Here is a 25,311-nt window from a genome sequence, read left to right on the forward strand (position 1 = left end):
CAGTCATTAAGATTTAGATTGCCAATTTTTTAATTCTTCATCCATAAAATAATTCACCAAATCTTGATATAGTTTTTCAATTACATCTGGATTTAAGCCTTGTTCTTCAGCCCAAAGGCGTCTTTGCTGCAACATCGACTTAACCCTTTCTGGAGCTTTCACGCTGGTTTCGTCTGTTTTAAACTTTGCTGCCGCTTTTACATATTCAAATCGTTTACCAAAAGCTGCGGTAATTTGGAAATCAATCCTATCAATTTCCTGGCGAATGTCTTCGAGGCTTAAGCAATCTTTGGGTTCTTTGCTATTTGAAAATTCCTCTAAATCTTGCATCGTTTATTTTCCTTTCATTTCTTTTTAACCGCCAAAGATAACACCGAGTTAGAGTGAATTTGCTTTTTTCTTAACTTAGCGAACTTTGGCGCGAACCTTTACGTTAGCGAAGCGGCGCGACAGCGCTACCTTTGCGTTTAAATAAATACCAACGGTTTATCCTTAAACGGAGCAAACGCTTCAGCATCAAATCGATACAAACTCGCCGGACGCCCCGCCCCTCGCGAGACTTTGACTTTGGTATCGTAAAGAAAACCCAGCTTCAAGAGTCGGGCGCGAAAATTAGAATAATCCGAGAAATTTTCACCTAAAACGGTCGTGTAAAGCTGATACAAGTCACTCAAAGTAAACAACTCCGGCAACACTTCAAAGGCGACTGGGCTATATTCCAATTTATTTCGCAGACGCCGATGACCATACTCTAAGATTTTATGATGGTCAAAGGCTAATTGTGGCACTTGCTCTAAAGGATACCAGGCAATTCCACTCACTCCATCGGCAATTAATTCAGCTTCTTCAAATCGTACCAAAGCAAAATAACTGACCGAAAGATAACGAACCCCGTAACTTTCTTCGCATTCTCTCGGATCTCGTCCAGGCCCGCCAAAGGTGTATAACTGCTCTAGGTACAGATTTTTCACGCGAATCTTTTCAGCCAAAATCCGATAGGCGGCATCTTCTAAAGATTCCCCTTGCCGCACTAAAGTACCGGGCAAACTCCACCGATCGGAAAAAGGTTCGTCCTGCCGCATTACTAACAAAACTAATAGTCGGTTTTGCGCCGTATCGACTGAGAAAATCACGTTATCGACTCCGACTTTAAAATCCGCTAATGCCGGTTTTTTTACCGAATCTCCTATCTTTTTCGAGCTGCGTCCTCGCATTCGTATAAACGTTCTCTGTGAATATAATCCTCAACGGTCGTCGTCAAGGCTTGTCTGTTGCCATTCTCACGATAAGCTGTGGAAGAAACCGCCGGTGGTTTGATGTCAGCGATCGCAATCTGCGCTCCTAGTTGCCTCAGCGCTTCCAAATCAGAGTCATCTATCGCATATCCTGGTCTAGGCACCACAAGCAGTTGCACTTGCTGCAATAAATCTTCAACTCTATACCAACGCGGCATCTGGTTTACTAAATCCGAACCAATGACGACGGTAAAATCTGCTGACATCCCCCAGCATTGCCTAGCCTTCTGCACCGTCTCCAGAGTTCTAGGGCTACTGAATTCCGGATACAGCCCAATATTGTGGCAACTCGGATGAATTTCCTCAATCAGCAACCGTAGCATTGTTGAGCGATGTTCTAGCGGTGTTTGATGCGATTTAAACGGGTTATTCGACGCCCAAACCGCTACCCAATCATAGTGTTGCGACAGCCATTTCAAAATCGCTTGATGCCCAGAAGTTGGCGGGTCAGCACTCGTACCAAACAAAGCAATTCTCATTATCTTCCTAATTCCTCTTCTTCCTTTTTCTTCGTGTCCTTTGCGTCTTTGCGGTTCGTTCTCAAATCCTTAACCAGAACGACGAGTTTTTTCCATCAACTCCAGCAGTGCAGCTGAAACCTCCACCGACGGCGACCCAGGCGAATCCAATTGGCGAGTCTCCGCTGGTAAACTAGCGACCGAAATCGCAGTCCGTTCTCGAATTTCCGCTAAAGATTCTGGTAGAAACACCCGTTCGCCTTGCTTAAACATCGGCTGCAACAAAGGCTGCTCAAACTGCGGACTTTCCGTCACCAATCCCAATCGATCTGCTTTCATCAAATTGCCCTCAAAGCAGCGAAAAATCTGCTTGCGACCGGGATAAGTTAACTTGCCACTCGACTGTTTCATTACAGGAATGCCATCAATTTCAACCAGTTTATACACTCCATTAACTGGGGTTCCTGTAACCAATCGAGTTCCCAGTCCATAACCATCAATGCAAGCACCCTCTGCTTGCAATCGGGCAATTTCCCACTCATCCAAATCGCCACTGGCAAAGATGGGAACATCCGGTAAGAGCGATCGCACTTGTTTGGATAACCCTACCAAATCACCAGAATCTAACCGCACCCCAGACAATTGCATTTTTCCGGCGTCAATCTTTTCTGCCAGCATTTGGGCAGCGGCAACTGTGTCGTAGGTATCAATCAACAACGGCGCACCCGGAAAATATCGATGGAAGGCGGTAAAAGCCTCTCCCTCACTCCCAGCCGTTGATGTCAGCGCCATCACCAAAGCATGAGCCATCGTCCCGCTGGGCTTTTGACCCAACTTGATCGCTGCCAGTACATTAGAAGTCGCGTCCAATCCAGCCGCCAATGCCGCCCTGGCTGCCCACAGAGACGCTTGGGGGCTAAAAGCGCGTCTGGTGCCGAATTCCAGCAGCGTCGCTTCTGGCCCCGCGACATCCCGTATCCGCGCCGCCCGCGTGGCAACCAAAGTTTGATAATTAATCGTATTTAGCAGGTAGGTTTCCACCAGTTGAGCTTGCCAAAGCGGCGCTTCCACCCGCAGCAGCGGCTCGTTAGCGAATACGGCGGTTCCCTCTGGAACTGCCCAAACGTCGCCAGTGAACCGAGCATCTGCCAACAGCGACCAAAAACGCTCTGGTGCCCGATCGAAAATTCCGGTCGCTTGCAAAGCCGCTATCTGGCTGGGGCTGAAGCGGAATTTCTCCAGATAGTCCAGCGCCTGTTCCAACCCCATCGCAATCAAATAGCCAAAGCCAGCGGGTAGACGCCGCGCAAATAGCTCAAAGCTTGCCCGTGTTTGATCTAAACCTTCGCCGGTGTAGCAAGCTGCCATTGTCAGCTGATACAGGTCGGTTAAGAGACTGTAATCTTCAGAAGCGATCGCGAGTTCCCGATCTTCTACCCTAACCGGCTCCTGAAGCAGGTTAGCAGGATGCTTTACAAGTCCGTCCACGGAAGTTCTCATAGTCTTGCTTCCTAGCAAGTGTGGGTTCTCTAATTATAGTAATATTCACCATAATAGTGTCAAGGCATTTTGATGAGTTCTTCAAGAAGATGGTTTCTGAAGAGAGCTTTATTGCCATCTTCAGGTCATTCTTAGGTTATATACATTATTCTTAATAGTATTTTGACTCAAAAGCTACAGAAAAGGGCAGTTGATGCCAAAAAGACACAGGAGAGAGCATGGCGGCGTTGCCCATTCGCCCTTAACCACCAACCATCAGTTTCTTGCGTTAATTGTGCAAAATCTAAATGAATTTAAAAGTATTTAGAAATCTTAAGTAAACTAACTGCCGACTTAAGTCTAAGCAAAGTATTGCAAACCTAATCAAACAAGTATTGCAAATTACCTCAAACTATCCAGCCGTATTCATAATAAAAGTATCAAAGGCTAATATACATTTCATCGAATCCCCAAAGGAATCTGGAGAGTAAAGATATGAGTCTTACCCGAACGTTTGACAATATCATCCAATATTTTTCTGGCGCGATCGCTCGCATCTTTGGACTGAGTGACGATGCATATCCGGTAACTGGCGTGCAGCCCTTTACAGGAGAACCGTTCAGAGAACATCGCGGAGAAGATTGGTAGCCAGCCTAAATGCTTTTTTCTATATCGTTGGAGTCAAAAATAAGAAATTTGGTGGAGAAAGAGGCTCTTTCTCCACCAAATTTTATGAAATGATTTTAAAAATTATTCTTCTGATATGGCTAAAAAGTCCCGCCAGAACGTCTTTTAATGTGTCAGTCACCTCAGACTGCTCTGTTGGATGGTTTAACATCCCTTTGGTGGCTGCAAAGCAGGGGAAACGACAAAAACCCTGTACCACTACTTAACGCTCAACTGGCGCTCAACTGGCTTGGTTAGCCCATATCCTGAGAATGGGCAATGAATGACCACTCGCCGCCTAGACGCCGTTCTCCTAAGTGGGGCAATTCGCAGGACAAACAGCAAAACGCCTGCTATGGTCGGGCAATATTCGGTGGATGAGGAAAATTCACGCACCGAATATTGCATAGTTCTATAGTGACAAGCGTTCTATAAAATTGTATGGAATTTAATACAAAAGTTAGAGCTTATTTAAAGTTCTAAATACTCATTTGACGTAGCTGATGTTGTTCCTGATTAAACTGCTTTTGTTCGGGGGTTAATACGTCATAATCAATGGGCGATCGCATATCCCACTGCACTCCTGCCAATAGCAGTAAAGTCCCCGCCATTACAAGACCCGTGGTGAGAAATTGCCAGCCTCCGACATAAGGCAAGATCCCAATGCCCAATAGATGAACGAACCCGTTAATCAGGAAAGTACGCGATCGCATTCCCATCCCCGTAAAAAAGTAGCCAATGGTACTTAGACCCAGCCAAAACTGACACAGGTTCATCAGCACCAACCCCCAACCCAGAAAAATACCCAAGTCAGTTAGCACCATCCCGAATAACATCAGTGCAACCCAGCTATAAAGCAGCCAGCGCAGGCGTTCTACTTTCACCCAAAAGTGAGTCAACACCACCATCCCCACCGTACCGACTAAGGTAAGTGCTGACCAAAACATCGCTTGCACGTACCAGCTAACAGGTAAAAACTGAGCATTGATAAAAATTGCAGCGGTAATCCAACCCCAAACAATAAACGCCTGATCGATTCGAGAATAAAAGCTCGAAATCAGCGTTTTATTTCCAACTTGCAAGTGAATACGTAAAAGCCCCTGACGATCCTGAAAATCAAGGGCTTCCTGTTTGCTACGGACAAGCGGTTCGGCAGGATTAAAAAAAGTCATTGACATCCATCTTTGGAGATAAATTGAATAAAGCGGGAATCTGTCCCTAGGTAGGCTTCTTCAACTATCTTAATGGAAGCAGAAAATTTGTAATCTGGGATTCTACGGATATTGCAACCAAACTAACTGTTTGCTAGTTATCAAAGGTGTTAAGTGAGTAAAAGCAGCTGAGTCAAGAAAAAAGCGATCGCGGCACTGCCTACAGGAACCGTCAGATTGTCGATGCCGAACCAGGAGAACGCTTCTAAGACAGTCGCGAAGAAAGCAACGAAAATCGGCACTACCCACGTTTGCCAGATATTGCCCTGGACTCCTAGGAAAATTAAGCTACTAACCCCATAGCTAACCAGGAACATCGTCAGCGAGCCTTCCCAACTTTTACGGATGTCCCAAAATTCATAGCGATGCTTACCAAATCGTTGACCAATGAGAGCAGCTAAGCCATCCCCCCAAGTCATCACCAAAATTCCCAGTGCTGCATATTGGGGTTGGTTTAGAGGCCAGAACCAACCGATTAAAATGCCAATACTGAGGGCATAGCAAAATGTCCCCCAGCTCTTGCGCCCAACGCTGTTAATGCCTGGGAGGATCGGAAATTTGTATGACAAAAGAGCCACTGCACTCGCGAAAATTGAAGCCGTAATCCCCACCCAAGCGGGAAGGTTCAGCCACCAGGCAAGCAAAATCACATTGCCCGTGCCAATGTGAACCACCTTCCGCACCTTTTCCGGTTCGGTAGAAGTGTAGCGATGCAGCCCTTCTGCCAGTAACACAAGAATGCCCAGGCAAGCCCCAACTAACCCAATGTGGAGCCATAGATCCGGAATTGATTCTAACCACAACACGGATTTACGCAAAGATTGAATTATAAAAAAAAGCTCTCCTTACCAATCTATTAGATCCAGGGCACAGTAATGAAAATATTACTAATTTGGCTAATTCGGGGATACCGAGTGCTAATTTCTCCCCTTTTTCCCCCAGCGTGTCGGTTTCAGCCGACTTGTTCCAAATATGCTTTAGAGGCGGTAGAGAGATTTGGCCCTTGGCGCGGCGGCTGGATGGCGATTCGGCGCATCTTGCGCTGCCATCCCTTCCATCCTGGCGGTTACGATCCGGTGCCACCCGCCGCTTCTGGGGCGGTTAAACAAACAAAAGAGTAAATGAAGTCATCGCGGGTATCAGATCGTCTAGAGGAGTTGCGTCGTAGTCGGTTTGTAGGACGCGATCGCGAACAAACTCTATTTCAGTCAGCGCTGGACGAGGCGCAATTACCTTGGCATCTCCTCTATATCTATGGTTCGGGTGGTGTTGGCAAGACGACTTTGCTGCGCGAGTTTGCCTACATCTGCGAACAAGCGAAAACGCCAGTCGTCTACCTAGATACCCGTAATGTCGAACCTTCACCCGACTCTTTTTTCAGCGCCCTCCAGATGGTTATCGGTCTGGAGCATCAAAACCAGCTTTGGGAGTGGTTTGCTTCCGAACCCGGTCACTGTGTCCTTCTGATCGATACCTACGAAACCTTAACGCCACTAGAAGACTGGCTGCGGGAATTTTTCTTACCCCAGTTGCCGGAAAATGCCCTCGTCGTTCTCGCGGGTCGTCAACCCCCGTCATCTGCTTGGCGTGCCGATCCGGGGTGGCAGGCGTTGATGCGTTTAATATCCTTAGATAACCTGAATCCAGAAGAAAGTCGGACGTATCTGACAAAACGTCAGATTCCTGTCGAACAGCATTCCTCTGTTTTGAACTTTACTCGCGGTCATCCTCTGGCAATGTCCCTAGTTGCGGATGTTTTTGCCCAGCACGGCAATATTGATTTTCGACCAGAAGCTGCGCCGGATGTGGTGAAAACTTTATTAGAACAATTTGTGCAAGAAGTCCCCAGCCCGTTGCATCGGGCAGCATTAGAAGTTTGTGCTTTAGTGCGTTTAACTACCGAAGCACTGCTGTGTGAAACTCTCGCGATTCCCGATGCTTACGAGTTGTTCAACTGGCTGCGAGGACTTTCGTTTATAGAATCGAGATTACAAGGTATCTTTCCCCACGACTTAGCACGGGAAGCAATTTCCGCTGACTTGCGCTGGCGAAATCCCGAACGCTATGCCGAACTGTTCGGTCGTGCCCGTGGTTATTACTGCAAACGTATCCTGCAAACTCAGGGTTCGGAACTAGAACGCGCCCTATTTGATTATGTTTTCAAAAGTCCGCAAGTACGACAATTTTTTATATGGCAAGACAACAACTTGCTGACCGACACGCTGCGCGAGAGCGATCGCTCGGTGCTGATGGAGATGGTGACGACTCATGAGGGGGAAGCTTCTGCCCAGCTTTTGGCACATTGGTTGGCGCGACAGCCTCAAGGAGTGTTGGTGTTTCGCCAGTCGGAGGAGGGAACTCCTCTAGGCTTTATGATGATGCTGACTTTGGATGAAGCTAGTTTAGAAGATTTACAAGTTGACCCCGCTACTCAGGCGGTGTGGAATTATATCCAGCAGCAGGGAGCATTACAACTTGGTGAGAAGGCTACGTTCTGCCGCTTTTGGATGGCTGCTGATACTTATCAAGCTGTTTCCCAAATTCAAAGCCTCATCTTTATCAAAATTTTTCGGCACTGCGTCACGACTCCCGGCTTAGCTTTTATTTTTACAGCGATCGCTCAACCGGATTTCTGGGAATTGTTTTGTACGGCAGCCAATATGCCGTTGCTGCCAGAAACATCTTTTGAAGTGGGTGGACGGCGTTATGGTGTATCCGCGCACAATTATCGAGTTTCTCCCGTATTCAATGATTTGTTGGAACTGCCAGCTTGGGCGATCGCGATCGCTCCACCAGGAGAGGGGGAGATCAGGCAAGGGAAGGGAATACCAATCCCCCATTCCTCATTACCACTTCCCAATTCCCCTTTAAGCCAATCTGAATTTGCCTCTGCGGTGCATCAAGCTTTGCGGGATTTCGTGCGACCGGAGGCACTATTACATAATCCTTTAGCGCGATCGCATCTGGTTATCGAACGTGCAGGCACCAATACTCGTGCAGCCGAACGAATTGCCGCCTTACAAGCGCTGTTGCAAGAAGCGGTTGAATCGTTACAGCGATCGCCCCGCGAAGCCAAATTTTATCGCGCTTTGGATCGCGCCTACCTGCATCCCGCTCCATCCCAGGAACGAGCCGCAGAAATATTAGATATATCTATCGGCACCTTTCGCCGTCATTTGAAAGCAGGAATTGTGCGAGTCACAGAGATTTTGTGGCATCAAGAAATCGACCGACTGGAAAACTAATATCAAGCGTGTCGCTTTTTGAAGACAAGCCAATGGCTAATACAAGAGTGACTATTAGCCATTAAAAATTGATCGCTTTTCGATCGAGTTTCGCTCTGGAATTGTATAGCTTTCTTTCGCCAAACTAAAACTAACCCAAGCAAAAATTGTACTTGACAAGGAATGGCGAATATGTATTTTCCTCAAATAGCTGCATCAGTCGCTGTTGCCGCAACCGTGGTTCTTGGTATCTCAGGCAGCACCGCGATTGCTAGTAAAGCCGTGTCAAGCACGGCAGCACCAACGGCAGGCAGCTCGAATCTTATCTCATTGCTAACGGCTCAAAAACACAGCAACTCACCGACAAACACTGTATCTGACAAACTCGCTCGCCAACTCCAAGCAACACTGGACAAAACCCGCTTGGCAGCGGGAGTTCCAGGTAAAGGAGGAGTAGCTGGTGCAACTTTAGCGATCGCCAGCCGCGACGAGGGACAATGGTTTGGGTCTAGTGGTGTAGCTGACCTGGCAACGGGAACCTCTGTGGCTCCACAGGATCAATTCCGCATCGGGAGCGCCACGAAGACATTTACGGCAACCGTTGTGCTGCAACTGGTGGATGAAGGAAAGCTCAAATTAGACGATACTTTAGACAAATGGCTTCCTTCAATTGCCAAAAATATTCCGAACAGTAACAAAATTACAATTCGCCAACTCTTGAACGGCACCAGCGGCATCTACGATTACTTAGCCGACGACAGCGCGATTTGGCAGGAGATCCTTCAGAATCCATACAGAGACTGGAAGCCAGAGGAGCTTGTTTCCTACATTTACGGACGACAACCAACGATTGGGAAGTGGGTCTATCCCAACACTGGTTTTATCTTGCTAGGGATGATCGTTGAAAAGGCGACAAATTCCAGGCTAGCTAGCCAAATAGAAAATCGAATTATTAAACCCTTAGGGCTGAAAAATACCTTTTTTACTGCTAGAACCGATAGCGTTCCGGGGGGAATTGTTCATGCATATTGGGATATCTATCCTCAGGATGGAATTGATGAGGATCTGACATCTGTAAATATGTCAGTAGCATGGGCTGCTGGCACAATGGTTTCCAATACGCAAGACCTGATTCGCTTTGGCGATAAACTTTTCCGGGGTAAATTGTTGAAGCCTCGCACCCTCAAGGAAATGCTTACCTTTATCGACTTGGGAAGCGGTTTCGGATATGGGTTGGGGATTTGGTCTAACGATACCCCTTGGGGAAAAGCATGGCGAATCAGCGGGAGTGGCATCGGGACTGCTGCTGCGCTGTGGTACTTGCCTAATCGAGGGCTTACGATAGTGTCTTTGTCAAACCAAGAAGTCGGACAGTACTTTACCTCTATCCGCAATGCCACTTTAGAGTTAGTGCTGGGGAAACCGTAAGCAAGGCGATCGCACTTTCGTACCTAAACCCAGCATCCTAGCAGGATTGATGATACTCAGTGCTGGGTTCTTAGCTCCGCGCCAGCGCCGAATCAGTGAAACCAAGAAAACTTCGTAGAGTTCAAATCAGACAGGCAAACATAAAATATGGCGATCGCGATTCGGAACGCCCTGTCACAGGATTTCACCCAAATCGAGCAAATCTCGGTTGCAGCCTACCAGGAGTACGCACGCGCCCTAGCGCCCGGTGGCTGGGAGGTGATTCAGGGGAATTTGTCCCAAGTCGCAAAGAGAGCCGAGGTAGCCCAGTTAATCGTGGCACAGGAGGATTGTCACCTCGTCGGGACAGTGGCGTACTTTGCTCCTGGTAAATCAGACGGCAGGCTGTTTCCGCCCCAGTGGGCATCCATTCGCTTGCTGGCAGTATCCCCTTCCCATCGCGGAAAGGGAGCCGGACGACTGCTCACCCAGGAGTGTATTCAGCGTGCAAAAGCAGACGGTGCCTGCGAAATTGGAGTGCATACGAGCGAGTTGATGACGGTTGCCAGAAAAATGTATGAGCAAATGGGATTTCAGCAGGACATCGAACTCCCACCTATGTTTGGTCTTCGGTATTGGCGTTACGTGCTACCGCTGACCAAAACGCACGAACCATGCTAGCGATTGAGAAAATCACCCGATCGGGTGAGTCCATAGGATGAGGTTTACTAGAACCTCTTCTTTTACACTAGGTAGGAAACTTCTATAGCCCTTCGGGGAGTAAAAGTTTCCTACCTAGTGTGGCAGATTAACAGGATGACCCATCTAAAAGCCGGTTGAACAGCCAGCCATTTCTGAATCGCTAACGGCTAATAATTCATTGCTATTAGCATTCGCAAAACCAGAAATACATAAAGCTGCGATCGCCCAAGTTTATTAAAAGAACGCTTGAAAACACTGAATTTTTCTGGCTGGCGCGAACTGATAGCTACTTAGTTTTCCGGGTCATATTGTTAATATAAAAATTTTTGAGGGGTGAATATGTCTCTGATCCGCGACCTTGTACAACAGGCTCTGACAACAGGTTATTTAACCATTGCAGCAGAAAATCAACTGCGACAGCTTTTAAGAACTAAGTATGGTCTGGAAGACTTCAACGCTTTCATGGCTTTACAGACAGCTGCAATGTCTGGTCAGGTGAAGCAAGAATCGCGGGAATTAAGAGGTTTACAGCAAACTTTCTGTAAAACGAATAAGCAACCTAACACGCAATACGCAATTCGGTAATTTTTCAATTTTATCCATCCATAAAGGGCAAGTTAATGGCGGACACCCAATGCTTAAAAATTCGGATTAAGCCAGGATTGACCCTCCCTGTAATTGGTTGGCTCAAGAACTTGAACAATCAATTGGATGAAGTGCGGGAATTGCTCAGGAACGAAGGAGTCATTATAGAATCCATCTTTCTCGAACGCAGCCAAGATGGAGACTATTTAATTTTGTATCAAAAGGCAAAAGATTTAAGCAAAGCTAGCGAAACATTCCATCAATCTAGCTCTCCACTCGCCTTGGCTACTCAGAAATTCATTAGCGAAACATGGGGAGACATCCAGCCCCTAGAATTAGTCATCGACTTAGAGGGGATGACAGAAGTTTAGGTATTGCGGAAATCAACTATCAAGATTACGCTAGATACAGCAATTTTTTGATGAACCGCGAAGTCGCGTTGGCGTAGCCTGCGCGTTAGCGCTTAGGGCGCGAAGAAAGAAAAGAAAGAAGATTTTAAGGGATGAATTAAGATTGTTATTGTGGATTCTAGCACTGTTAATTTTTTATTAATAATTATTTTCTAAGTTTGATATAGATATTTAGCTTTTAAATCTTTTTATCTCGTTATTTTGAAGCGTCGATTAAACTTGTCTAAAACTACTGATAAAAATACTGCATATTTTGAATATTTCACGCCAGACGGCAAAATAGGGTCAGTCTGAAAGAACGGAATATGAAACCTTATCAGCAGATTGTCATTGTAGAGTGTGGTGAACCGCTCACTGCCATTCCTTTGGAACAATTTGCGGTTGTCTCTCCCCATCCTTATGAAAAATTGGGTGCGACTTATGGCGATCGCTCACCTTATTATCTCCGTCAGGGTGTCCTCGAATCCCTAATTGCCGCCCAACACCAGTTAGCTGTCACGAATCCAGATTGGCGGATCGATCTCTTTGATGCCTTTCGACCCGTGGAAGTCCAGCAATTCATGGTAGATTACACCTTTGCTGAAGTGGTTCAGGCTCAAGGTTTAAACTTGATTGAGTTAACAGAAGCTCAGCGTCAAGCAATTTGGGAGATAGTTTATCAATTTTGGGCACCCCCCAACCTCGATCCAGCAATGCCACCGCCTCACAGTACGGGGGCTGCGGTGGATATCACCTTAGTAGACAATACTGGCAAGACGATAGATATGGGGGGAGAAATTGATGAAATATCAGCGCGATCGCATCCTGATTATTATGCCAATAGCATCCAGCCAGTAGAACAGCAGTATCATTCTCATCGGCAGCTATTAAATGATGTCATGCTCCAAGCTGGGTTTCGCCGTCATCCCAACGAGTGGTGGCATTTCTGCTTGGGCGATCAGATGTGGGCGTGGTTATGCAATCAAGAAAATCCCCATCATCCTGTGACTGCCCGTTACGGTAGAGTTGCTTGAGCTAGGAAAGGATATCTATGGCGATCTGAAATGTCTTAACATCTATTGGTTGGGGGTAATTTAGCTTTTTTGCTGATTTCCTCGCAATTTCATTTGAATCTTCTCTCTTGAATTTCTCTTTCCCTCTGTCTTTATTGCTCCGCATCGCTAGCTAGCAAAGGAAGAGCAACTAGACGTGATATCAGGGAAGCCAGTTAGATATCCTAAGTTAAGAATGGATAAAAAACGATGACTACATCTAGGCGCGTATTCGTTTTAATATTTAATCCTCGGACTGACAACGAGGGGATTCACTCGATTCAGATTGGCGATCGCAACTGGATACTCATGTTTGAATCAGAAGACGATGCGACTCGCTATGCGATGCTGCTAGAAGCCCAAGATTTTCTCAGTCCCAGTGTTGAAGCCATCGATGCAGAGGAAGTCGAGGCATTTTGCGAGGGTGCAGGTTATGAGTGCAAGCTAATTCCGGAGGGATTTGTTCCCGAAGGAGATGCGGAACGTCTTTTTCTGGTTCCGCCAGAAACGAATCTGGAGGAAACAGACTGGAAACCAGATGCTCCGCAAGCGGAAGTTTCCGATCTAGACAGAATTCGCCGTCAATTAGAAGGACTGTTATGAAAGGATCGAGGATGTTAGCGATCGCGTAACCCATAGCGGCGCTTTCTTGGCAGGATGAACGATAAAAAAAATGAAGGATCGAGGATGAAGAATCTGGAGGAGCGGGGACATCTTTTAACAGAACAGGTTAATCCCAATAGCCAGAATCTCGACCAGATGAGTTCTCTGGAATTGGTAGATTTGTTCAATCAGGAAGATGCTCAGACGCTAGCAGCGATCGCAATCGCCAGAACTCAGCTCGCTGAAGCAATCGATAAGACGGCTGAGGCGTTACGTCATGGGGGACGCCTGTTTTATGTGGGAGCTGGCACGAGCGGGCGTTTGGGCGTGTTGGATGCAGCCGAGTGTCCGCCCACCTTTTGTACGCCGCCAGAACTGGTACAAGGGATTATCGCCGGGGGTGCGGGGGCGTTAATCCGCAGCTCAGAAGATTTAGAAGACAAAGATGAAGACGGGGCATCTGCGATCGCGACTCGGCAGATTACCCATCTCGATGTCGTTGTCGGCATCACCGCCGGGGGAACAACACCTTTTGTCCACGGTGCAATCCAAGCGGCACGTCAGCGGGGTGCAACCACGATTTTGATTGCCTGTGTCCCAGCCGAACAAGTCACCATCGATGCAGATTTAGATATTCGCCTAATTGTAGGGCCAGAAGTAGTGGCAGGCTCGACGCGACTGAAATCCGGAACCGTCACTAAAATGGCTTTAAATATCCTCTCCACCGGCGTGATGGTGAAGCTGGGCAAAGTCTACGGCAATCGCATGGTAGATGTCGCCGTTACTAATAAAAAATTGCACGATCGCGCCCTGCGAATGCTGCAAGACCTCACGGATTTAAATCGAGAAGACGCTGGATATTTGCTGGAGCAAAGTGGGCGTTCTGTCAAGTTAGCGTTGTTGATGCATTGGACGGGTTTGGAGAAGCAAGAAGGCGATCGCCTCCTTGCAGAACACAAAGGTAATCTCAGAGCCGCTGTTTCCAGCTACAACCACCCAAGCGGCTCTCCCTAAATTTGAGATTTGAGATGTTGGAATTCTATTTCAACTCTCAAATTTTTCCGAGTTTCAACGGCTGATATTGCCTCACCAATTTGAGGCAATTTTTGATTTTTATCACCACTGGGGCTGTGCTGCCAACAACGCCTCCGCTGCCGCTGCATCTACTGGCTTAGAAAAAAAGTATCCCTGTCCATATTCACATTGCAGCCGCTTGAGCTGAAGCATCTGCTCTGCGGTTTCGATACCTTCGGCAACCACATCCATCCCCAGATTGTGAGCCAGCGTCATAATTGTCTGGACAATTTCCCAGCGATTTTCCTCATCTCCCATGCCGCTAATAAAGGAGCGGTCAATTTTCAAAGTATCAATTGGTAAGCAATGCAGACGCCCCAAGGAAGAATAGCCGGTGCCAAAGTCGTCAATTCCCACTTTCACTCCCAAGGCTCTGAGCTGCTCAAGCATAGCGGTTACGGCATCGGCATCTTCTAGCAAGCAAGTTTCAGTAATCTCTAGCTTTAAACTGCGAGTTTCCAAACCAGTCTCCCGAACAATTCGATCGATCTGCTGAACCATGTCAGATTGGGCAAACTGCATCGCAGAAAGATTTACGCCAATTGTTAATTGTTCATAGTTGGATGTTGAGGGTTCACTATTCTGAACGAATCTTTCTTGCCAAGCACGCATCTGGCAGCAGGCTTCGCGCAATACCCACCAATCCAGTTGCGCCATCAGTCCGGTTTCTTCTGCAACGGGAATAAACTCAAGCGGAGAAACTAACCCTCTCTTAGGGTGCTGCCAGCGCACGAGTGCCTCAAAGGCAGTAATTTTGCCGGTTGAGAGGGAGACGATAGGCTGGTAGTAAACCCGAAACTCAGAGTTAGGTAAAAGTTTTAAGTTTGGAGTTTTGAGTTTTGAATTTTCATCTTGTAAAGGAGAACTCAAAACGGAGAACTCTAAACCTTCCTTAGATAAAGCCCCAATTGCCAGACGCAGGTCGGTTTCTAATTGTAAAAGTGCGATCGCGCGTGCATGTAAAGTCGTGTGGAACACTGCATAACGCCCTTTCCCCATTATTTTTGCCTGAGATAGGGCAATGTCGGCATCGCGCAGCAAGTCCCACTCCGGGTTAAGTCCGGGTTCTTGCCCCTTTTGAGTGTTGGGTGAAGGAAGGGTTGAAGGCGTGAGGAAGGGAATTGTCTTACCATCCTGTCCCACTCTCCAATTCTCCGGCTCTCCGGCTCTCCGGCTCAGGGCAATGCCAATACTGGCGGCGGCGAATACTTCATGTCCATCCAGGTAAAAAGGGGATGCGAGGGCTTCGTGGATTGACTCGGCAACGCGGGTCGCGTCACCCAGTTGCTGAATCTCCTCAAGCAGGATCGTGAACTCGTCTCCGCCAAGACGTGCCAGCGTATCTCTGGGGCGCATCAGGGTACAAAGCCGATGCGCGATCGCGACGAGTAGTTTATCTCCGACCGTATGCCCCAAGCTGTCGTTAATCACCTTAAATCGGTCGAGATCCACAAACAGCACCGCAAATAGATAATTTTCAAACTGATAGGTACGTTCTAGGGCAACCTCCAACCGCTCCATAAATAAGGTTCGATTGGGCAAACCCGTCAGCGAGTCATAAAGTTGCCGTTGTTGCTGCTGTTGCTCAATGTGTTGAAGCTGCGCTTTCATTCGCAGACGCTCTTGGATGCTCAAGCTCGCTGCCGTTAAACAAAATAATCCCACGGGTGACACGACCGGCATCAAGTAACCCACCCGCAAAAGCACTACACTGACAATGACCCAGCCGCTACAAAGACTAACGACTGCAATCAGCTGGTGTCTCGCCCGATAGCGGTTGAGAGTGAAGCCAAGCATTGGCCCGCCCAACAACAGGAAAACTAGCAGCCACTTGGGGTCTGGGGTTTTCAGAAAGTTTTGTTGCAAGAGATTATTCAGAACGGTAGCGTGCAGGTGAATTCCACTCGCGGGTGGATGACCTTCAAACGGAGTGTTTAGAGGATCGAGAGCGGCGGCTGTGACGCCCACCATCACAATTTTTCCCTTGAATGCCGAGGCAGGCACTTTCCCCTGAAGGACTGAAACAAAGGAATAGTGCGGTGCCTGAAGCACCTCACCGGGCCAGTTCACGAGCAGCGGTTGATTCATCGGTGGGAGTTTTACCGGCTCTTTCACCAGTGAATAAACCTGGGAAGCCGCGATGCTTAAAAGAGGCACGCCTTCAAGTTGCGGTACAACTTGGCGAGTTAAACCATCGCTATCCTTGTGGTTGGCAATATGTCCGATTGCGATCGCGCTTTTACTCAATTCTGGAGTTGGAGGCAAAGGGGTCTTTCTGAGATCCCACCCCTGCGCCAACACCACCTGACCCACTTTTTCCATCACCGCCGCCATCTGTGCATCTTCCGGGCTACTTTCGGGCATCAGCACGTCCAATACCACCACACTTGGCTCTGCTGCGGATAGTTGATTCAGCAACTGGGTGTATTGCTTGCGAGGCCAAGGAAAACGACCTAGTTCCGTTAAACTGGCATCATCAATGTCAATCAACACCACCCGCTCATCCCAAGGCATCGTTCCCCGGAGGCGGAATAAACCCCGATAAGCAAGCTGTTCCAGTGGTTGCCAAATCCCTAGCACCAAACCACTTGCAACGATTAAAGAAGGAAAAAAGAAAAAAGCAAAATTAGCAATAAAGGATTTTTTTTCTTTTTCTTTTTCTTCTACTTTTAAACTTTGAATTTTGGACTTTTCAGGGAATTGCCAGTTCATACATCTGCTGTTTTCCCAAAGGAGTCGCAACAGCCTTGATGCGACCGTTTATAACAATTTTGCTTAATGCTGCTAGGTTTAATTTTTTCCAACTCTCAATTTGGTAGAGACGCGAACTGACTCTTTCAGCGCTAGGCTAACGCCTCGCTTCGCTGTTTTCATGCCCGTTTTCATGCCCAAAAGGCTGTACGCGATCGCCTTTGTTCCCTTGCGAATTCAACCTCAATCCGAAATCTACCATCCAAAATTTTCTAAAAGGTTTTGTTAAATGGATACCCAAATTTGTAATTGCGCTCAACTGCAACAGCAGCATCTCAATTATAAAAATTGATTGGGAACCATCTCTATCCCCCCACCCCCCTCCGCTGGAGAAAGGAAGACCGGGAATCATTTCCTTTCACCGGGCACTTGAGTGCATCGTTTGGTCAAACACCTCATACCGTCCCTTTCCTAGCGCTTTGGCACGATACAAGGCTGTATCGGCATCGCGCAGGAGGTCTTCAGGTCGATCGTAGCCGCTGCTGAGAACAATGCCAATACTTGCGGCAGTAAAAACTTCGTGTCCGTCGAGATAGAAAGGCGGTATCAGTTCTCGGTTGATTCGTTCGGCGATGCTGGTGGCGTGACTCAGGTCGTCAATAGCTTCCAAAAGCAGGGTAAATTCATCTCCCCCCAAACGAGCGACGATGTCTTCAGCACGCACGCAGGTTTCGAGACGGCGAGCGACGCAGCGAAGCAGCCGCTCCGCTAACGCCACCAATAATTTATCCCCAACCAGATGCCCCAAACTGTCGTTCACTTTTTTGAAGCCATCCAAATCTACAAACAGCAGCGCAAACTGAAAATCTTGACACTGTTTGGCTCGCTCCACCGCTTGACTGAGGCGCTCCATGAACAAAGCTCGGTTGGGCAAGCCCGTCAAGATATCATAAAACGCCCGTTCCCGCAGATGCTCCTTTGCCCGTTTGCGCTCGGTAATATCTTCCACCGTGCCTTCGTAGTAAAGCAGCTTACCTTCACAATCGCGCACCGCACGGGCATTTTCCGAAATCCAAATGATGCTGCCATCTTGGCGGGAAACCGCGGACTCAAACTCTGAAACGGCATCGTGTTCTTGCAACAGGCGCGTAAACTCAGCACGCCGGTTCGGATCAACGTATAGTTGCTGCTTAATATCCGTCAGACGTGCCATCAGTTCTGTCGGAGACTCATATCCATAAATGCGTGCCAGAGCGGGATTGGCACTAATATACTGTCCGTCGGGCGTTGTCTGGAAAATCCCTTCAATTGCATTCTCAAAGATACTGCGATACTTTGCTTCTGCTTGTTGCAGAGCCTCTTCTGTCCGCTTGCGCTCGGTAATATCGGTGATGAAGCCTTCAAGTCCGAGAACTTTACCGGCGCTGTCACAAACCGCCGCGCCTTTTTCCCAAACCCATTTTTCTACACCTGATTTGGTAAGAATGCGATATTCCACAACATAAGGTTTCAGAAGCGTGATGCCCGTAGCGATCGCCTCTAAAACCTTGGGTAAATCCTCAGGATGAGTAATGGAATCATAAGACACCGCGCGATCGCCAATCAATTCTTCACTGTGATACCCAGTCAGCTTAAAGCAACCTTCACTAATGTAAGTCATCGACCACGCTGGGTCATTTCCACAAGAAAACACAATCCCTGGCAACGAGTCAATCAAACTTGCAAGACGGCGCTGGCTTTCCCTCAGGGCAGCTTCCGCTTGTTTTTGCTGCATCACGGTTCCCAGATGCGCTGCTACTGCTGACACCAGCTCAACCAGTCGCTTGTCCTTCTGGCGAGATTCAAACAGGAAGAAAGTGAGAACTGCCACTACCCGATCTTTAGAGAGAATCGGCACGGCAAATCCAGCTTTGAGTCCGCAATTTCTGGCGAACTGAGTCCGGATAAAAAATGGGGGCGGCTCAATCGAAGCATCGGGAATCCACTCTGGCTGCTTGGATAACCAAACTCGTCCCGGTAGCCCAATTCCCGGTGAAAACTTCAACATTTCGCTCTGTTGCCGAAACTCACTTAGGGTTAGGGGAAGTTCTGATTGCAGCTTAGTGTTGGATTGCAGGTTAGCCTGTTGAAAGTTAGCTGGTTGATTTAAATTTTCCAGTTTCAACCTTTCAACCTGTAACTCTAAAGTGCTGCTGTACCAGGCGGGACTGCATTCTAAAACAGTGCCGTCAGAGCTGGGTATCCAAGCTTCACCAAAATTCCAGCCGGTCGTTTCACACACTTGACGTAGCGCGACTGAAAGTGCCGTATGAAAATCAGGCGCAGCACTAATTGCCTGGGTTAGGATTTGCAACAGTTTAATTTCTTCTTCAGCCCGCTGGCGCTCGGATACGTCAATAGACGTATTCGCAAAGGGGTGTAGAGTGTTAGCGGGGCGGGGGTCTAAATCCCGATTAGGGATTGAAATCATGATCAAGCCCTCCAGCGCCAGCAGTTCTCCCGATTGGGAGAAAACTCCACAACCCTGTTCCCAGACAAATTTCTCTTCTCCCGCCGCTGTGATGATGCGGTAGACAAGCTGGAAGGGTCTATATTCTTGCACGGCGGCTTGTATGGCGTTCCACACCTGCTCTCGGTCGTCGGGATGAATCAGTTGGGCATAGCAAATTTCTCGGTTGCCAATGAGTTCAAACGGAGAGTAACCAGTGAGCTGATAGCAGTCCTCGCTGACCGCTTCCATTGTCCAGCTCTGGTCGTTGCGGCAACGGTAGGCCATGCCTGGTAAGTTACTCATCAGGGTTGAAAGGGGACGAACTCCGGATAGGGATTGTCCCGTTGAAACAGGGCACTCTTGTAATGCATCTTCTGTCTGCAACGTATAAGTCATTTCAAACGGTGTTCCCAGTCCCCTGATGTTTTCCTTGAGATCAACGAGATCAACTGGTTCTAACCGCTCCACTCTCGGCGTCTCCTACAGAAATAATGTAAAGCTGGGAGAAAGCTTGTCAGCTGCGGCGAGGCAGCGAATTGCTGCTCCTTTCAGGATGGTTAGTGTATATTAAACTACCCTGAAGTTTCCAACAACAGTAAAATAGACTACACTCGAATCGCTAATTGAAGGATTTCTAATTACTAATTGCTAATAGTTTTTTAATATGCAGCATTGGATGCCAAAAGATGGAATTTTCGCTAAACAAAGATTAACGCCTTATCTGTTTTTGCTGCCTGCTTTGTTGCTTTTGGGACTAACCGTTTTCTGGCCTGCCTTACAAGCGTTTTACCTTTCTTTTACGGAATACACTCTCATCGGGCAACCGCCAGAATGGGTGGGTTTTAAGAATTTTCGGCGTTTGTGGACCGATACGGTGTTTTGGCAGACGCTGTGGAATACTCTGCTTTACCTGATTTGTGTCGTGCCGATTTTAGTTGTGGCATCGCTAGGACTAGCGATTCTGGTTAACCAAAAACTACGTGGAATTAGCTGGCTTCGGGCAGCTTATTACACACCTGTAGTCATTTCAATGGTGGTGGCTGGGATTGCTTGGAATTGGCTTTATGCAGAAAATGGTCTCTTGAATCAGGTGTTAGTAAACACAAAAATTATCCCATTTCTCCAAAATGGCGTCCCCTGGCTGACTAGCCCGCGCTTTGCCCTTTTTAGCGTCATGGTGGTGACGGTTTGGAAGGGATTAGGCTACTACATGGTGATTTATTTAGCTGGCTTGCAATCAATTCCAGCAGATGTCTATGAAGCGGCGGCAATTGATGGATCGGACGGGATTGCTAAGCATTGGGACATTACGATCCCATTGATGAAACCTTATTTAGTGCTAGTGGCGGTGATTTCTGCGATTTCTGCCACGAAAGTATTTGAAGAGGTTTATATTATGACCCAAGGAGGGCCGCGAAACAGTTCTAAAACGATTGTTTATTATCTCTATGAGCAAGCTTTCCAAAATTTAGAGATGAGTTATGCTTGCACAATTGGATTGGTGTTGTTTTTGGCAATCCTAGGGCTATCAATATTGAATTTAAAGCTATCAAACTCAATTAAAAATTAGAAATAAAATTAAAAATAATTTTTAATCGTTCTGCTGGCAAATCCACTCAACCGCCGCGACTAAATCCGCTGCGATGAAATCCGGGCGAGTGTGGTGTTGATACTCGCCACCCAAAACGCGATCGCCAAATCCAGTCTGCACTAAAATCCCGGTACAACCGGCATTGTGCGCCATGTCGATATCGGTGGCTTTGTCACCCACCATAAAACTGCGCGCCAGCTCCAGATCGTGTTCCCAAGCAGCCGCCACCAGCATTCCCGTATTCGGCTTGCGCCAGCTACTCCAGCGGCTGAATTCTGGATTTGTCCCTCCTTCCGGGGGACTGAGATAAGGGCAGTAATACAAAGCATCTAAACGCGCCCCTGCTTCAGCTTGCAAGAGGTGGCAGAGGCGCAGATGCAGAGCATCCACATGACTAGCCGGATAGTAGCCTCGTGCGGGGCCAGATTGATTGGAGACGAGACAGCAAAACATCTGCCGGTCGTTGAGCAGCCGTACCGCCTGAGCCACCCCCGGTATCAGGTGTAAATCCTCAACTTGATGGATATAACCGGCTTCGACATTGAGGACGCCATCCCGGTCAAGAAATACTGCTGGTTTGGCAGTTTTAGACATGAATTGAATCAACAGAGAATAGTTTGGAGGGGCGGGAAAATTAAAAATTAAAAATTTTGTTTTGCATTTTTAATTTTTAATTTTTCAGGATTTAACCGCCCCAGATTTGCTGGAGAACGTCTGCTGGGGGAATGTCGGCTATCGAGCGACTAGGGGATTGCAAACCGCGAACGCGATCGCTACTCGGTAGCAATTTTTTCGCTTCTGTCGGGCCAAACAGTGCAATCGTGTAAGTCCCAACGGCGACGGCTAAGTGCATGGGCGCACTATCCGTACACAGCATCAAGTTGGCACCAGCAATCATTGCCGCCAACTTCCCGATATCTCCAGGCGAAGTCACCTTTAAGTTAGGCGAGGACTGCATCAATTCGCTAACAAACGCCTTATCCTCAGGCCCTTTGAGGAGGACAATCGGTAAATCAGGCTGTCGCTGTTGAGTTTCTTGAATAATCTGCTGCCATTTCTTGACCGGATAGATTTTATCAATCCCTTTCGCCTGAGCCAAGGCGCTAGAACCGCCATGAATCAGAATGTAGCCAGTTTCCTGAACACCCAGTTGTTTTTGTTCTTTTTCTGCCCACTCAATATCTGGTTTAGGTACATTGACCGCCAGCGGTGGACAAGGAGAATTTATTCCTAAACCTTGCAGCAAATCGTGATACATATCAGCGGCATACTGCTCGGTTTTTAGCGGAACTGGGTTGGTGAGAAACCAGTTTCCTGGCCCGTTATAGCTAATTCGAGTGGGAATGCCGGTCAGCCACAGCAGCAGCCCTACACTCCACCTGCGCCCCAGAGATAGGGCGATATCATACTCGCGATCGCGGATTATACCCAGTAAATTTCCCCAGTCTGCTGGTCCGGTACGGTCTTTGAAGTCATAGGTGAGGATTTCATTAACCGACTTGCAAACCCGGTAGGCACCCTTTGCCCTGGGTTCTACAATGACATCAATCTGAGCTTCCGGGTAATACCGCTTCAGGTCATCCAGGGTAGGGAAGAACAGAATTTGGTCGCCAATCCCGCCGGGGACAAGGGCAAGTATTCGCATTACTGTTGATTGAGGTTACTTATCAGCTTCATTTTAGGGGAAGATATACTTAGCGCAACAAGGATTAACAAAGCGGTCAGCAAAAGAGGAAGCGTGTGCATTTATTGATTCCAGCAGCAGGGATGGGGCGTCGGATGGGGAGCGAGCGAAATAAACTCCTTTTGACGTTGCTCGGTAAACCCTTGATTCACTGGACTCTCCAGGCGGTTGAAGCTTCCCGTCACATCAGTTGGATCGGTTTAATTGCTCATCCAGATGACTTTTCTGACTTCAAGGAGATTCTCGCTGACCTCTCCCTCACTAAGCCCGTGCAATTGATCGTTGGTGGGTCAACCCGTCAAGAGTCGGTCTACAACGGCTTGCAGGCGCTCCCATCCGCCCACCACGTCTTAATTCATGATGGCGCTCGGTGTCTGGCGACGCCCCAATTACTGGATCGGTGTGCTGAGGAACTGATGAATTGTCCCGGCTTAATTGCAGCGGTGCCGGTGAAAGATACGATTAAAGTCGTGGATGCGGCTGGGTTCATTGAAAGTACACCCGATCGACAGCATCTATGGGCGGCTCAAACGCCCCAAGGTTTTAAAGTTGATTTGTTGCAACAGTGTCATACGGAAGCCCGACGCCAAAATTGGGAAGTTACCGACGATGCGGCTTTATTTGAAAAGTGCAATTTGAAAGTCCGGATTGTCCAGGGAGAAGAGACGAATCTGAAGGTGACTACGCCGGTGGATTTGAGCGTAGCAGAGTTTATCCTGCGCGATCGCTTACCAACAGGATGATATTAATAACGGCGTGACTCTGGTGCGCGATCGCACTGAGCGCTTTCTTGAGCATCGGAGTTCAATTGACTGCTGGGTTCATATTTCTTTTGAACTTCTTCCAGCTGCTTAGTAATTTGATTAATTCTTTGCTTAACCGTCTGAAAGTCAATATTGCGCCAATGAATAATCGTATTTTTTACTTTTTTCTGTTCTCTGTCAGCCACAGCTTGCATTCGTCCCCCTTCACAAATTTTTTTTAACCTGTCTTGTAAATTAATGTAACTTGTGATACTGAACAGTCCACTCCGTCTTGCGGAGGAAGCCAAAGTAAATATCTCCGTATCTTGTACCATTTTTAAGTCGGCGGTTTCAACCACGTCTAAACCGCTGAAACCCTTGCACAATCGGAGGTCGGGTAGAGCGTAAACGTAGGTGTGTTCGTGCCGTAAGGCTTGAGCTTTCAAGGGAGAGTAGCAGGGTAAACTGCCCTAGTGCTGGGTAACGCGCAACTCAATCGCCACGCACCCCGCGCCCGGAGGTGGCTCCCCAGCCTACACATCCGCGATTTGGATTAGTTTTTCACGAGAGCTTAAGATCGTTGTTGTTTCTTGTTTGCAATCGATGGACTTCTTAACCCCCCAATAAATTGGGGGGTTGGGGGAATCAATAATGTATCGCCTCACAACCCAAATGGTATTCGTTTGTGTAGTCGCGACTTTAGTTGTCAGGCGTTTTTATTGAACCCAAAAAGTGAATTGGATTGACGAGAAAACATCTATTAAGCCTTTTTATAGATGCGGATGTAGTCAACATCCAAGTAAGTCGGAAATGGGGTGGTGGTGAGAGGACATCCCGCAAAGCTGTTGCAGCTACCCACGAGATTGCCCACCGCCAGAACCATTGGAAAAGCATCAAACTTTTGCGTAGTGGTAAACTTTTGCACGCCATCGACAAGCCATGTCAAGCGTCCGGGTTCCCAAATTACAGTGTATTCGTGAAAGTCGTCGGTGTAGTTAGTTTCGTACAGTTTGGAAACTTCTGACTTCTTTTTACCATCCAGCAAATAGTGCTGCGTAAAAATATTTTCGTTAGGGATGTTTCCCCTAAGTTCAGCAAAGTCGATTTCCGGAGGCCATTTAAAGTCCTGTCGCCACAGCGAAATGTAACCTTGGGTACCTTCTCCCTTTTGAAAACGCGCCCGAACTACCCAACGCCCGTAGGTTTGAGCCGTAAGTTGGGTAAACCCGCCTGCGGTATAAGGAAACGTGACTCCATCCTTAGTTATGGTTTCCTTGGCAATCTTGAGGCGCAAGAGTCCGTTTTGTACAATCAGTGTTGAGTTTCCATTCCACCAGGAAACTGCTCCTGCTGTACTCGGTTTACCCCAGTATCGAACGTAATTCGCTTTATCGAGAGAAGTTGAGTTGAACTCATCTGCGAAGGTAAGAGTCCAACCCGGAATATTCGGAGCGCTTCCGGTCGTGGCAGTGATTGCAGAACCTGTTTGGCTCAGGCTCAATATTGGCACGAGCGGTAGCACAAACAGGAACAAAAACACAAGAATTCTTTTCATTTCGATCGTAACGAATTGTTCATGGCTGTTCCTTGCAGGGATCAGCCTATTTACTCTTCTGACTTGTTGCGATCGCACCGGACACTATCAGGAACCGCCTGCTTGTCTGGGTAATGCTAACTGTCAAGGAATATATTGTTGTTTACGAGTAGTAACTAGATTTCACTCTCAGGAAGCTTCCGTAAATACTTGATAGAAATGTAGTAATATTTAAACAAATTAAGTAGAAATACTTCGATTAATCGCTCAATAATTTGTTGGTTGAAGCAGCCCCAGAGAGCAGCTAGAGTATCTAGCTAACCTGAGTTCGGGATAAGGAAGGGGCAAAACAGGTAGGGTGAAAGTGCTAACTTCTCATCCATCTGAATTACCCCATGCTTAGTCTAGAAGAACTATTTTGCTGTGTCGACG

General features: G+C 47.6%; 25 protein-coding genes. 13 read left to right on the forward strand and 12 right to left on the reverse strand.

All coding sequences use genetic code 11. The annotated features are described in order from the left end of the window. Positions 1 to 6 precede the first annotated feature (6 nt). From NDA03_RS11380 to NDA03_RS11395, 4 genes are all read right to left on the reverse strand, one after another. Complete coding sequence (locus NDA03_RS11380) at positions 7 to 330, reverse strand: isochorismate lyase (RefSeq protein ID WP_348238065.1); 324 nt, start codon at positions 328 to 330, stop codon at positions 7 to 9. A gap of 137 nt (positions 331 to 467) precedes the next feature. Continuing rightward, positions 468 to 1,214: an NUDIX domain-containing protein gene (locus tag NDA03_RS11385; RefSeq protein WP_190677236.1), complete on the reverse strand. Its 747-nt coding sequence runs from the start codon at positions 1,212 to 1,214 to the stop codon at positions 468 to 470. After that, positions 1,187 to 1,774, reverse strand: a complete 588-nt coding sequence (locus tag NDA03_RS11390) for a nicotinate-nucleotide adenylyltransferase (protein ID WP_348238066.1) — start codon at positions 1,772 to 1,774, stop codon at positions 1,187 to 1,189. Before NDA03_RS11390 ends, NDA03_RS11385 begins: the two co-directional genes overlap by 28 nt. 69 nt (positions 1,775 to 1,843) lie before the next feature. Then, entirely contained in the window at positions 1,844 to 3,253 is a 1,410-nt protein-coding gene (locus NDA03_RS11395; RefSeq protein ID WP_348238067.1) for a nicotinate phosphoribosyltransferase, read from the reverse strand. A gap of 474 nt (positions 3,254 to 3,727) precedes the next feature. Here NDA03_RS11395 and NDA03_RS11400 point away from each other — a divergent pair, with 474 nt between their 5' ends. Together NDA03_RS11400 and NDA03_RS11405 are read left to right on the forward strand one after the other, a co-directional pair. Then, entirely contained in the window at positions 3,728 to 3,880 is a 153-nt protein-coding gene (locus tag NDA03_RS11400; RefSeq protein ID WP_190437829.1) for a hypothetical protein, read from the forward strand. 301 nt (positions 3,881 to 4,181) lie between these two features. Then, positions 4,182 to 4,316, forward strand: coding sequence for a hypothetical protein (locus tag NDA03_RS11405; RefSeq protein ID WP_277878915.1), 135 nt, complete (start codon positions 4,182 to 4,184; stop codon positions 4,314 to 4,316). Positions 4,317 to 4,377: 61 nt separating this feature from the next. On the opposite strand, the gene NDA03_RS11410 is transcribed toward NDA03_RS11405, so the two are convergent. Then, the gene (locus NDA03_RS11410) at positions 4,378 to 5,070 is read right to left on the reverse strand and encodes a hypothetical protein (RefSeq protein WP_190410312.1); all 693 of its coding nucleotides are present in this window, start codon (positions 5,068 to 5,070) and stop codon (positions 4,378 to 4,380) included. 149 nt (positions 5,071 to 5,219) lie between these two features. Beyond that, positions 5,220 to 5,927: a diacylglycerol/polyprenol kinase family protein gene (locus tag NDA03_RS11415; RefSeq protein WP_348232256.1), complete on the reverse strand. Its 708-nt coding sequence runs from the start codon at positions 5,925 to 5,927 to the stop codon at positions 5,220 to 5,222. A 57-nt stretch (positions 5,928 to 5,984) separates the two neighbouring features. Here NDA03_RS11415 and yidD point away from each other — a divergent pair, with 57 nt between their 5' ends. The 9 genes from yidD to murQ all read left to right on the forward strand — a co-directional run bounded on the left by yidD (position 5,985) and on the right by murQ (position 14,085). After that, entirely contained in the window at positions 5,985 to 6,230 is a 246-nt protein-coding gene (gene yidD, locus NDA03_RS11420; RefSeq protein WP_190410310.1) for a membrane protein insertion efficiency factor YidD, read from the forward strand. Further along, on the forward strand, positions 6,231 to 8,354 hold the full coding sequence (locus NDA03_RS11425) for an ATP-binding protein (protein WP_348238068.1): 2,124 nt from the start codon (positions 6,231 to 6,233) through the stop codon (positions 8,352 to 8,354). A gap of 171 nt (positions 8,355 to 8,525) precedes the next feature. Then, the gene (locus NDA03_RS11430) at positions 8,526 to 9,761 is read left to right on the forward strand and encodes a serine hydrolase domain-containing protein (protein WP_348238069.1); all 1,236 of its coding nucleotides are present in this window, start codon (positions 8,526 to 8,528) and stop codon (positions 9,759 to 9,761) included. Positions 9,762 to 9,908: 147 nt separating this feature from the next. Further along, entirely contained in the window at positions 9,909 to 10,421 is a 513-nt protein-coding gene (locus NDA03_RS11435; protein ID WP_348232253.1) for a GNAT family N-acetyltransferase, read from the forward strand. A gap of 360 nt (positions 10,422 to 10,781) precedes the next feature. Then, complete coding sequence (locus NDA03_RS11440) at positions 10,782 to 11,027, forward strand: hypothetical protein (protein WP_190410306.1); 246 nt, start codon at positions 10,782 to 10,784, stop codon at positions 11,025 to 11,027. Positions 11,028 to 11,062: 35 nt separating this feature from the next. Then, positions 11,063 to 11,398: a DUF6176 family protein gene (locus tag NDA03_RS11445; protein WP_190410305.1), complete on the forward strand. Its 336-nt coding sequence runs from the start codon at positions 11,063 to 11,065 to the stop codon at positions 11,396 to 11,398. Positions 11,399 to 11,742: 344 nt separating this feature from the next. After that, positions 11,743 to 12,450: a M15 family metallopeptidase gene (locus tag NDA03_RS11450; RefSeq protein ID WP_190435319.1), complete on the forward strand. Its 708-nt coding sequence runs from the start codon at positions 11,743 to 11,745 to the stop codon at positions 12,448 to 12,450. Between the two features lie 228 nt (positions 12,451 to 12,678). After that, the gene (locus NDA03_RS11455; RefSeq protein WP_190410303.1) at positions 12,679 to 13,071 is read left to right on the forward strand and encodes a DUF3110 domain-containing protein; all 393 of its coding nucleotides are present in this window, start codon (positions 12,679 to 12,681) and stop codon (positions 13,069 to 13,071) included. 84 nt (positions 13,072 to 13,155) lie between these two features. Beyond that, complete coding sequence (gene murQ, locus NDA03_RS11460) at positions 13,156 to 14,085, forward strand: N-acetylmuramic acid 6-phosphate etherase (protein ID WP_348238070.1); 930 nt, start codon at positions 13,156 to 13,158, stop codon at positions 14,083 to 14,085. 102 nt (positions 14,086 to 14,187) lie between these two features. Here murQ and NDA03_RS11465 read toward each other — a convergent pair whose 3' ends face one another. Together NDA03_RS11465 and NDA03_RS11470 are read right to left on the reverse strand one after the other, a co-directional pair. Continuing rightward, positions 14,188 to 16,857 (reverse strand): EAL domain-containing protein, encoded by a 2,670-nt coding sequence (locus NDA03_RS11465; protein ID WP_348238071.1) that lies wholly within the window; start codon positions 16,855 to 16,857, stop codon positions 14,188 to 14,190. A gap of 397 nt (positions 16,858 to 17,254) precedes the next feature. Beyond that, positions 17,255 to 19,795 (reverse strand): PAS domain-containing protein, encoded by a 2,541-nt coding sequence (locus NDA03_RS11470; RefSeq protein WP_190536061.1) that lies wholly within the window; start codon positions 19,793 to 19,795, stop codon positions 17,255 to 17,257. Between the two features lie 196 nt (positions 19,796 to 19,991). Here NDA03_RS11470 and NDA03_RS11475 point away from each other — a divergent pair, with 196 nt between their 5' ends. Next, positions 19,992 to 20,897: an ABC transporter permease subunit gene (locus tag NDA03_RS11475; protein WP_190536062.1), complete on the forward strand. Its 906-nt coding sequence runs from the start codon at positions 19,992 to 19,994 to the stop codon at positions 20,895 to 20,897. Positions 20,898 to 20,918: 21 nt separating this feature from the next. Here the strand turns inward: NDA03_RS11475 and NDA03_RS11480 are convergent, their stop codons facing one another. Further along, positions 20,919 to 21,512 carry an HAD family hydrolase gene (locus tag NDA03_RS11480; RefSeq protein WP_190536063.1) on the reverse strand — a complete coding sequence of 198 codons (594 nt, stop codon included), beginning with the start codon at positions 21,510 to 21,512 and terminating at the stop codon, positions 20,919 to 20,921. 91 nt (positions 21,513 to 21,603) lie between these two features. After that, entirely contained in the window at positions 21,604 to 22,563 is a 960-nt protein-coding gene (locus tag NDA03_RS11485; RefSeq protein WP_190410297.1) for a glycosyltransferase family 9 protein, read from the reverse strand. 95 nt (positions 22,564 to 22,658) lie between these two features. Here NDA03_RS11485 and ispD point away from each other — a divergent pair, with 95 nt between their 5' ends. Next, entirely contained in the window at positions 22,659 to 23,345 is a 687-nt protein-coding gene (ispD, locus tag NDA03_RS11490; RefSeq protein WP_190435307.1) for a 2-C-methyl-D-erythritol 4-phosphate cytidylyltransferase, read from the forward strand. Positions 23,346 to 23,347: 2 nt separating this feature from the next. On the opposite strand, the gene NDA03_RS11495 is transcribed toward ispD, so the two are convergent. Both NDA03_RS11495 and NDA03_RS11500 read right to left on the reverse strand, forming a co-directional pair. Then, on the reverse strand, positions 23,348 to 23,791 hold the full coding sequence (locus NDA03_RS11495; protein ID WP_190536064.1) for a hypothetical protein: 444 nt from the start codon (positions 23,789 to 23,791) through the stop codon (positions 23,348 to 23,350). Positions 23,792 to 24,105: 314 nt separating this feature from the next. Continuing rightward, positions 24,106 to 24,900, reverse strand: coding sequence for a glycoside hydrolase family 16 protein (locus NDA03_RS11500; protein WP_348238072.1), 795 nt, complete (start codon positions 24,898 to 24,900; stop codon positions 24,106 to 24,108). Positions 24,901 to 25,311 lie beyond the last annotated feature (411 nt).

Origin of the sequence: Trichocoleus sp. Lan (assembly GCF_039961855.1) — a bacterium.
Classification (GTDB): domain Bacteria; phylum Cyanobacteriota; class Cyanobacteriia; order Cyanobacteriales; family FACHB-T130; genus FACHB-T130.

Coding starts and splice junctions, on each gene's coding strand:
- NDA03_RS11380 (WP_348238065.1), bottom strand. CDS start 330: ATGCAAGATTTAGAGGAATTTTCAAATAGCAAAGAACCCAAAGATTGC.
- NDA03_RS11385 (WP_190677236.1), bottom strand. CDS start 1,214: ATGCGAGGACGCAGCTCGAAAAAGATAGGAGATTCGGTAAAAAAACCG.
- NDA03_RS11390 (WP_348238066.1), bottom strand. CDS start 1,774: ATGAGAATTGCTTTGTTTGGTACGAGTGCTGACCCGCCAACTTCTGGG.
- NDA03_RS11395 (WP_348238067.1), bottom strand. CDS start 3,253: ATGAGAACTTCCGTGGACGGACTTGTAAAGCATCCTGCTAACCTGCTT.
- NDA03_RS11400 (WP_190437829.1), top strand. CDS start 3,728: ATGAGTCTTACCCGAACGTTTGACAATATCATCCAATATTTTTCTGGC.
- NDA03_RS11405 (WP_277878915.1), top strand. CDS start 4,182: ATGACCACTCGCCGCCTAGACGCCGTTCTCCTAAGTGGGGCAATTCGC.
- NDA03_RS11410 (WP_190410312.1), bottom strand. CDS start 5,070: ATGACTTTTTTTAATCCTGCCGAACCGCTTGTCCGTAGCAAACAGGAA.
- yidD (WP_190410310.1), top strand. CDS start 5,985: ATGAAAATATTACTAATTTGGCTAATTCGGGGATACCGAGTGCTAATT.
- NDA03_RS11425 (WP_348238068.1), top strand. CDS start 6,231: ATGAAGTCATCGCGGGTATCAGATCGTCTAGAGGAGTTGCGTCGTAGT.
- NDA03_RS11430 (WP_348238069.1), top strand. CDS start 8,526: ATGTATTTTCCTCAAATAGCTGCATCAGTCGCTGTTGCCGCAACCGTG.
- NDA03_RS11435 (WP_348232253.1), top strand. CDS start 9,909: ATGGCGATCGCGATTCGGAACGCCCTGTCACAGGATTTCACCCAAATC.
- NDA03_RS11440 (WP_190410306.1), top strand. CDS start 10,782: ATGTCTCTGATCCGCGACCTTGTACAACAGGCTCTGACAACAGGTTAT.
- NDA03_RS11445 (WP_190410305.1), top strand. CDS start 11,063: ATGGCGGACACCCAATGCTTAAAAATTCGGATTAAGCCAGGATTGACC.
- NDA03_RS11450 (WP_190435319.1), top strand. CDS start 11,743: ATGAAACCTTATCAGCAGATTGTCATTGTAGAGTGTGGTGAACCGCTC.
- NDA03_RS11455 (WP_190410303.1), top strand. CDS start 12,679: ATGACTACATCTAGGCGCGTATTCGTTTTAATATTTAATCCTCGGACT.
- murQ (WP_348238070.1), top strand. CDS start 13,156: ATGAAGAATCTGGAGGAGCGGGGACATCTTTTAACAGAACAGGTTAAT.
- NDA03_RS11465 (WP_348238071.1), bottom strand. CDS start 16,857: ATGAACTGGCAATTCCCTGAAAAGTCCAAAATTCAAAGTTTAAAAGTA.
- NDA03_RS11475 (WP_190536062.1), top strand. CDS start 19,992: ATGCAGCATTGGATGCCAAAAGATGGAATTTTCGCTAAACAAAGATTA.
- NDA03_RS11480 (WP_190536063.1), bottom strand. CDS start 21,512: ATGTCTAAAACTGCCAAACCAGCAGTATTTCTTGACCGGGATGGCGTC.
- NDA03_RS11485 (WP_190410297.1), bottom strand. CDS start 22,563: ATGCGAATACTTGCCCTTGTCCCCGGCGGGATTGGCGACCAAATTCTG.
- NDA03_RS11500 (WP_348238072.1), bottom strand. CDS start 24,900: ATGAAAAGAATTCTTGTGTTTTTGTTCCTGTTTGTGCTACCGCTCGTG.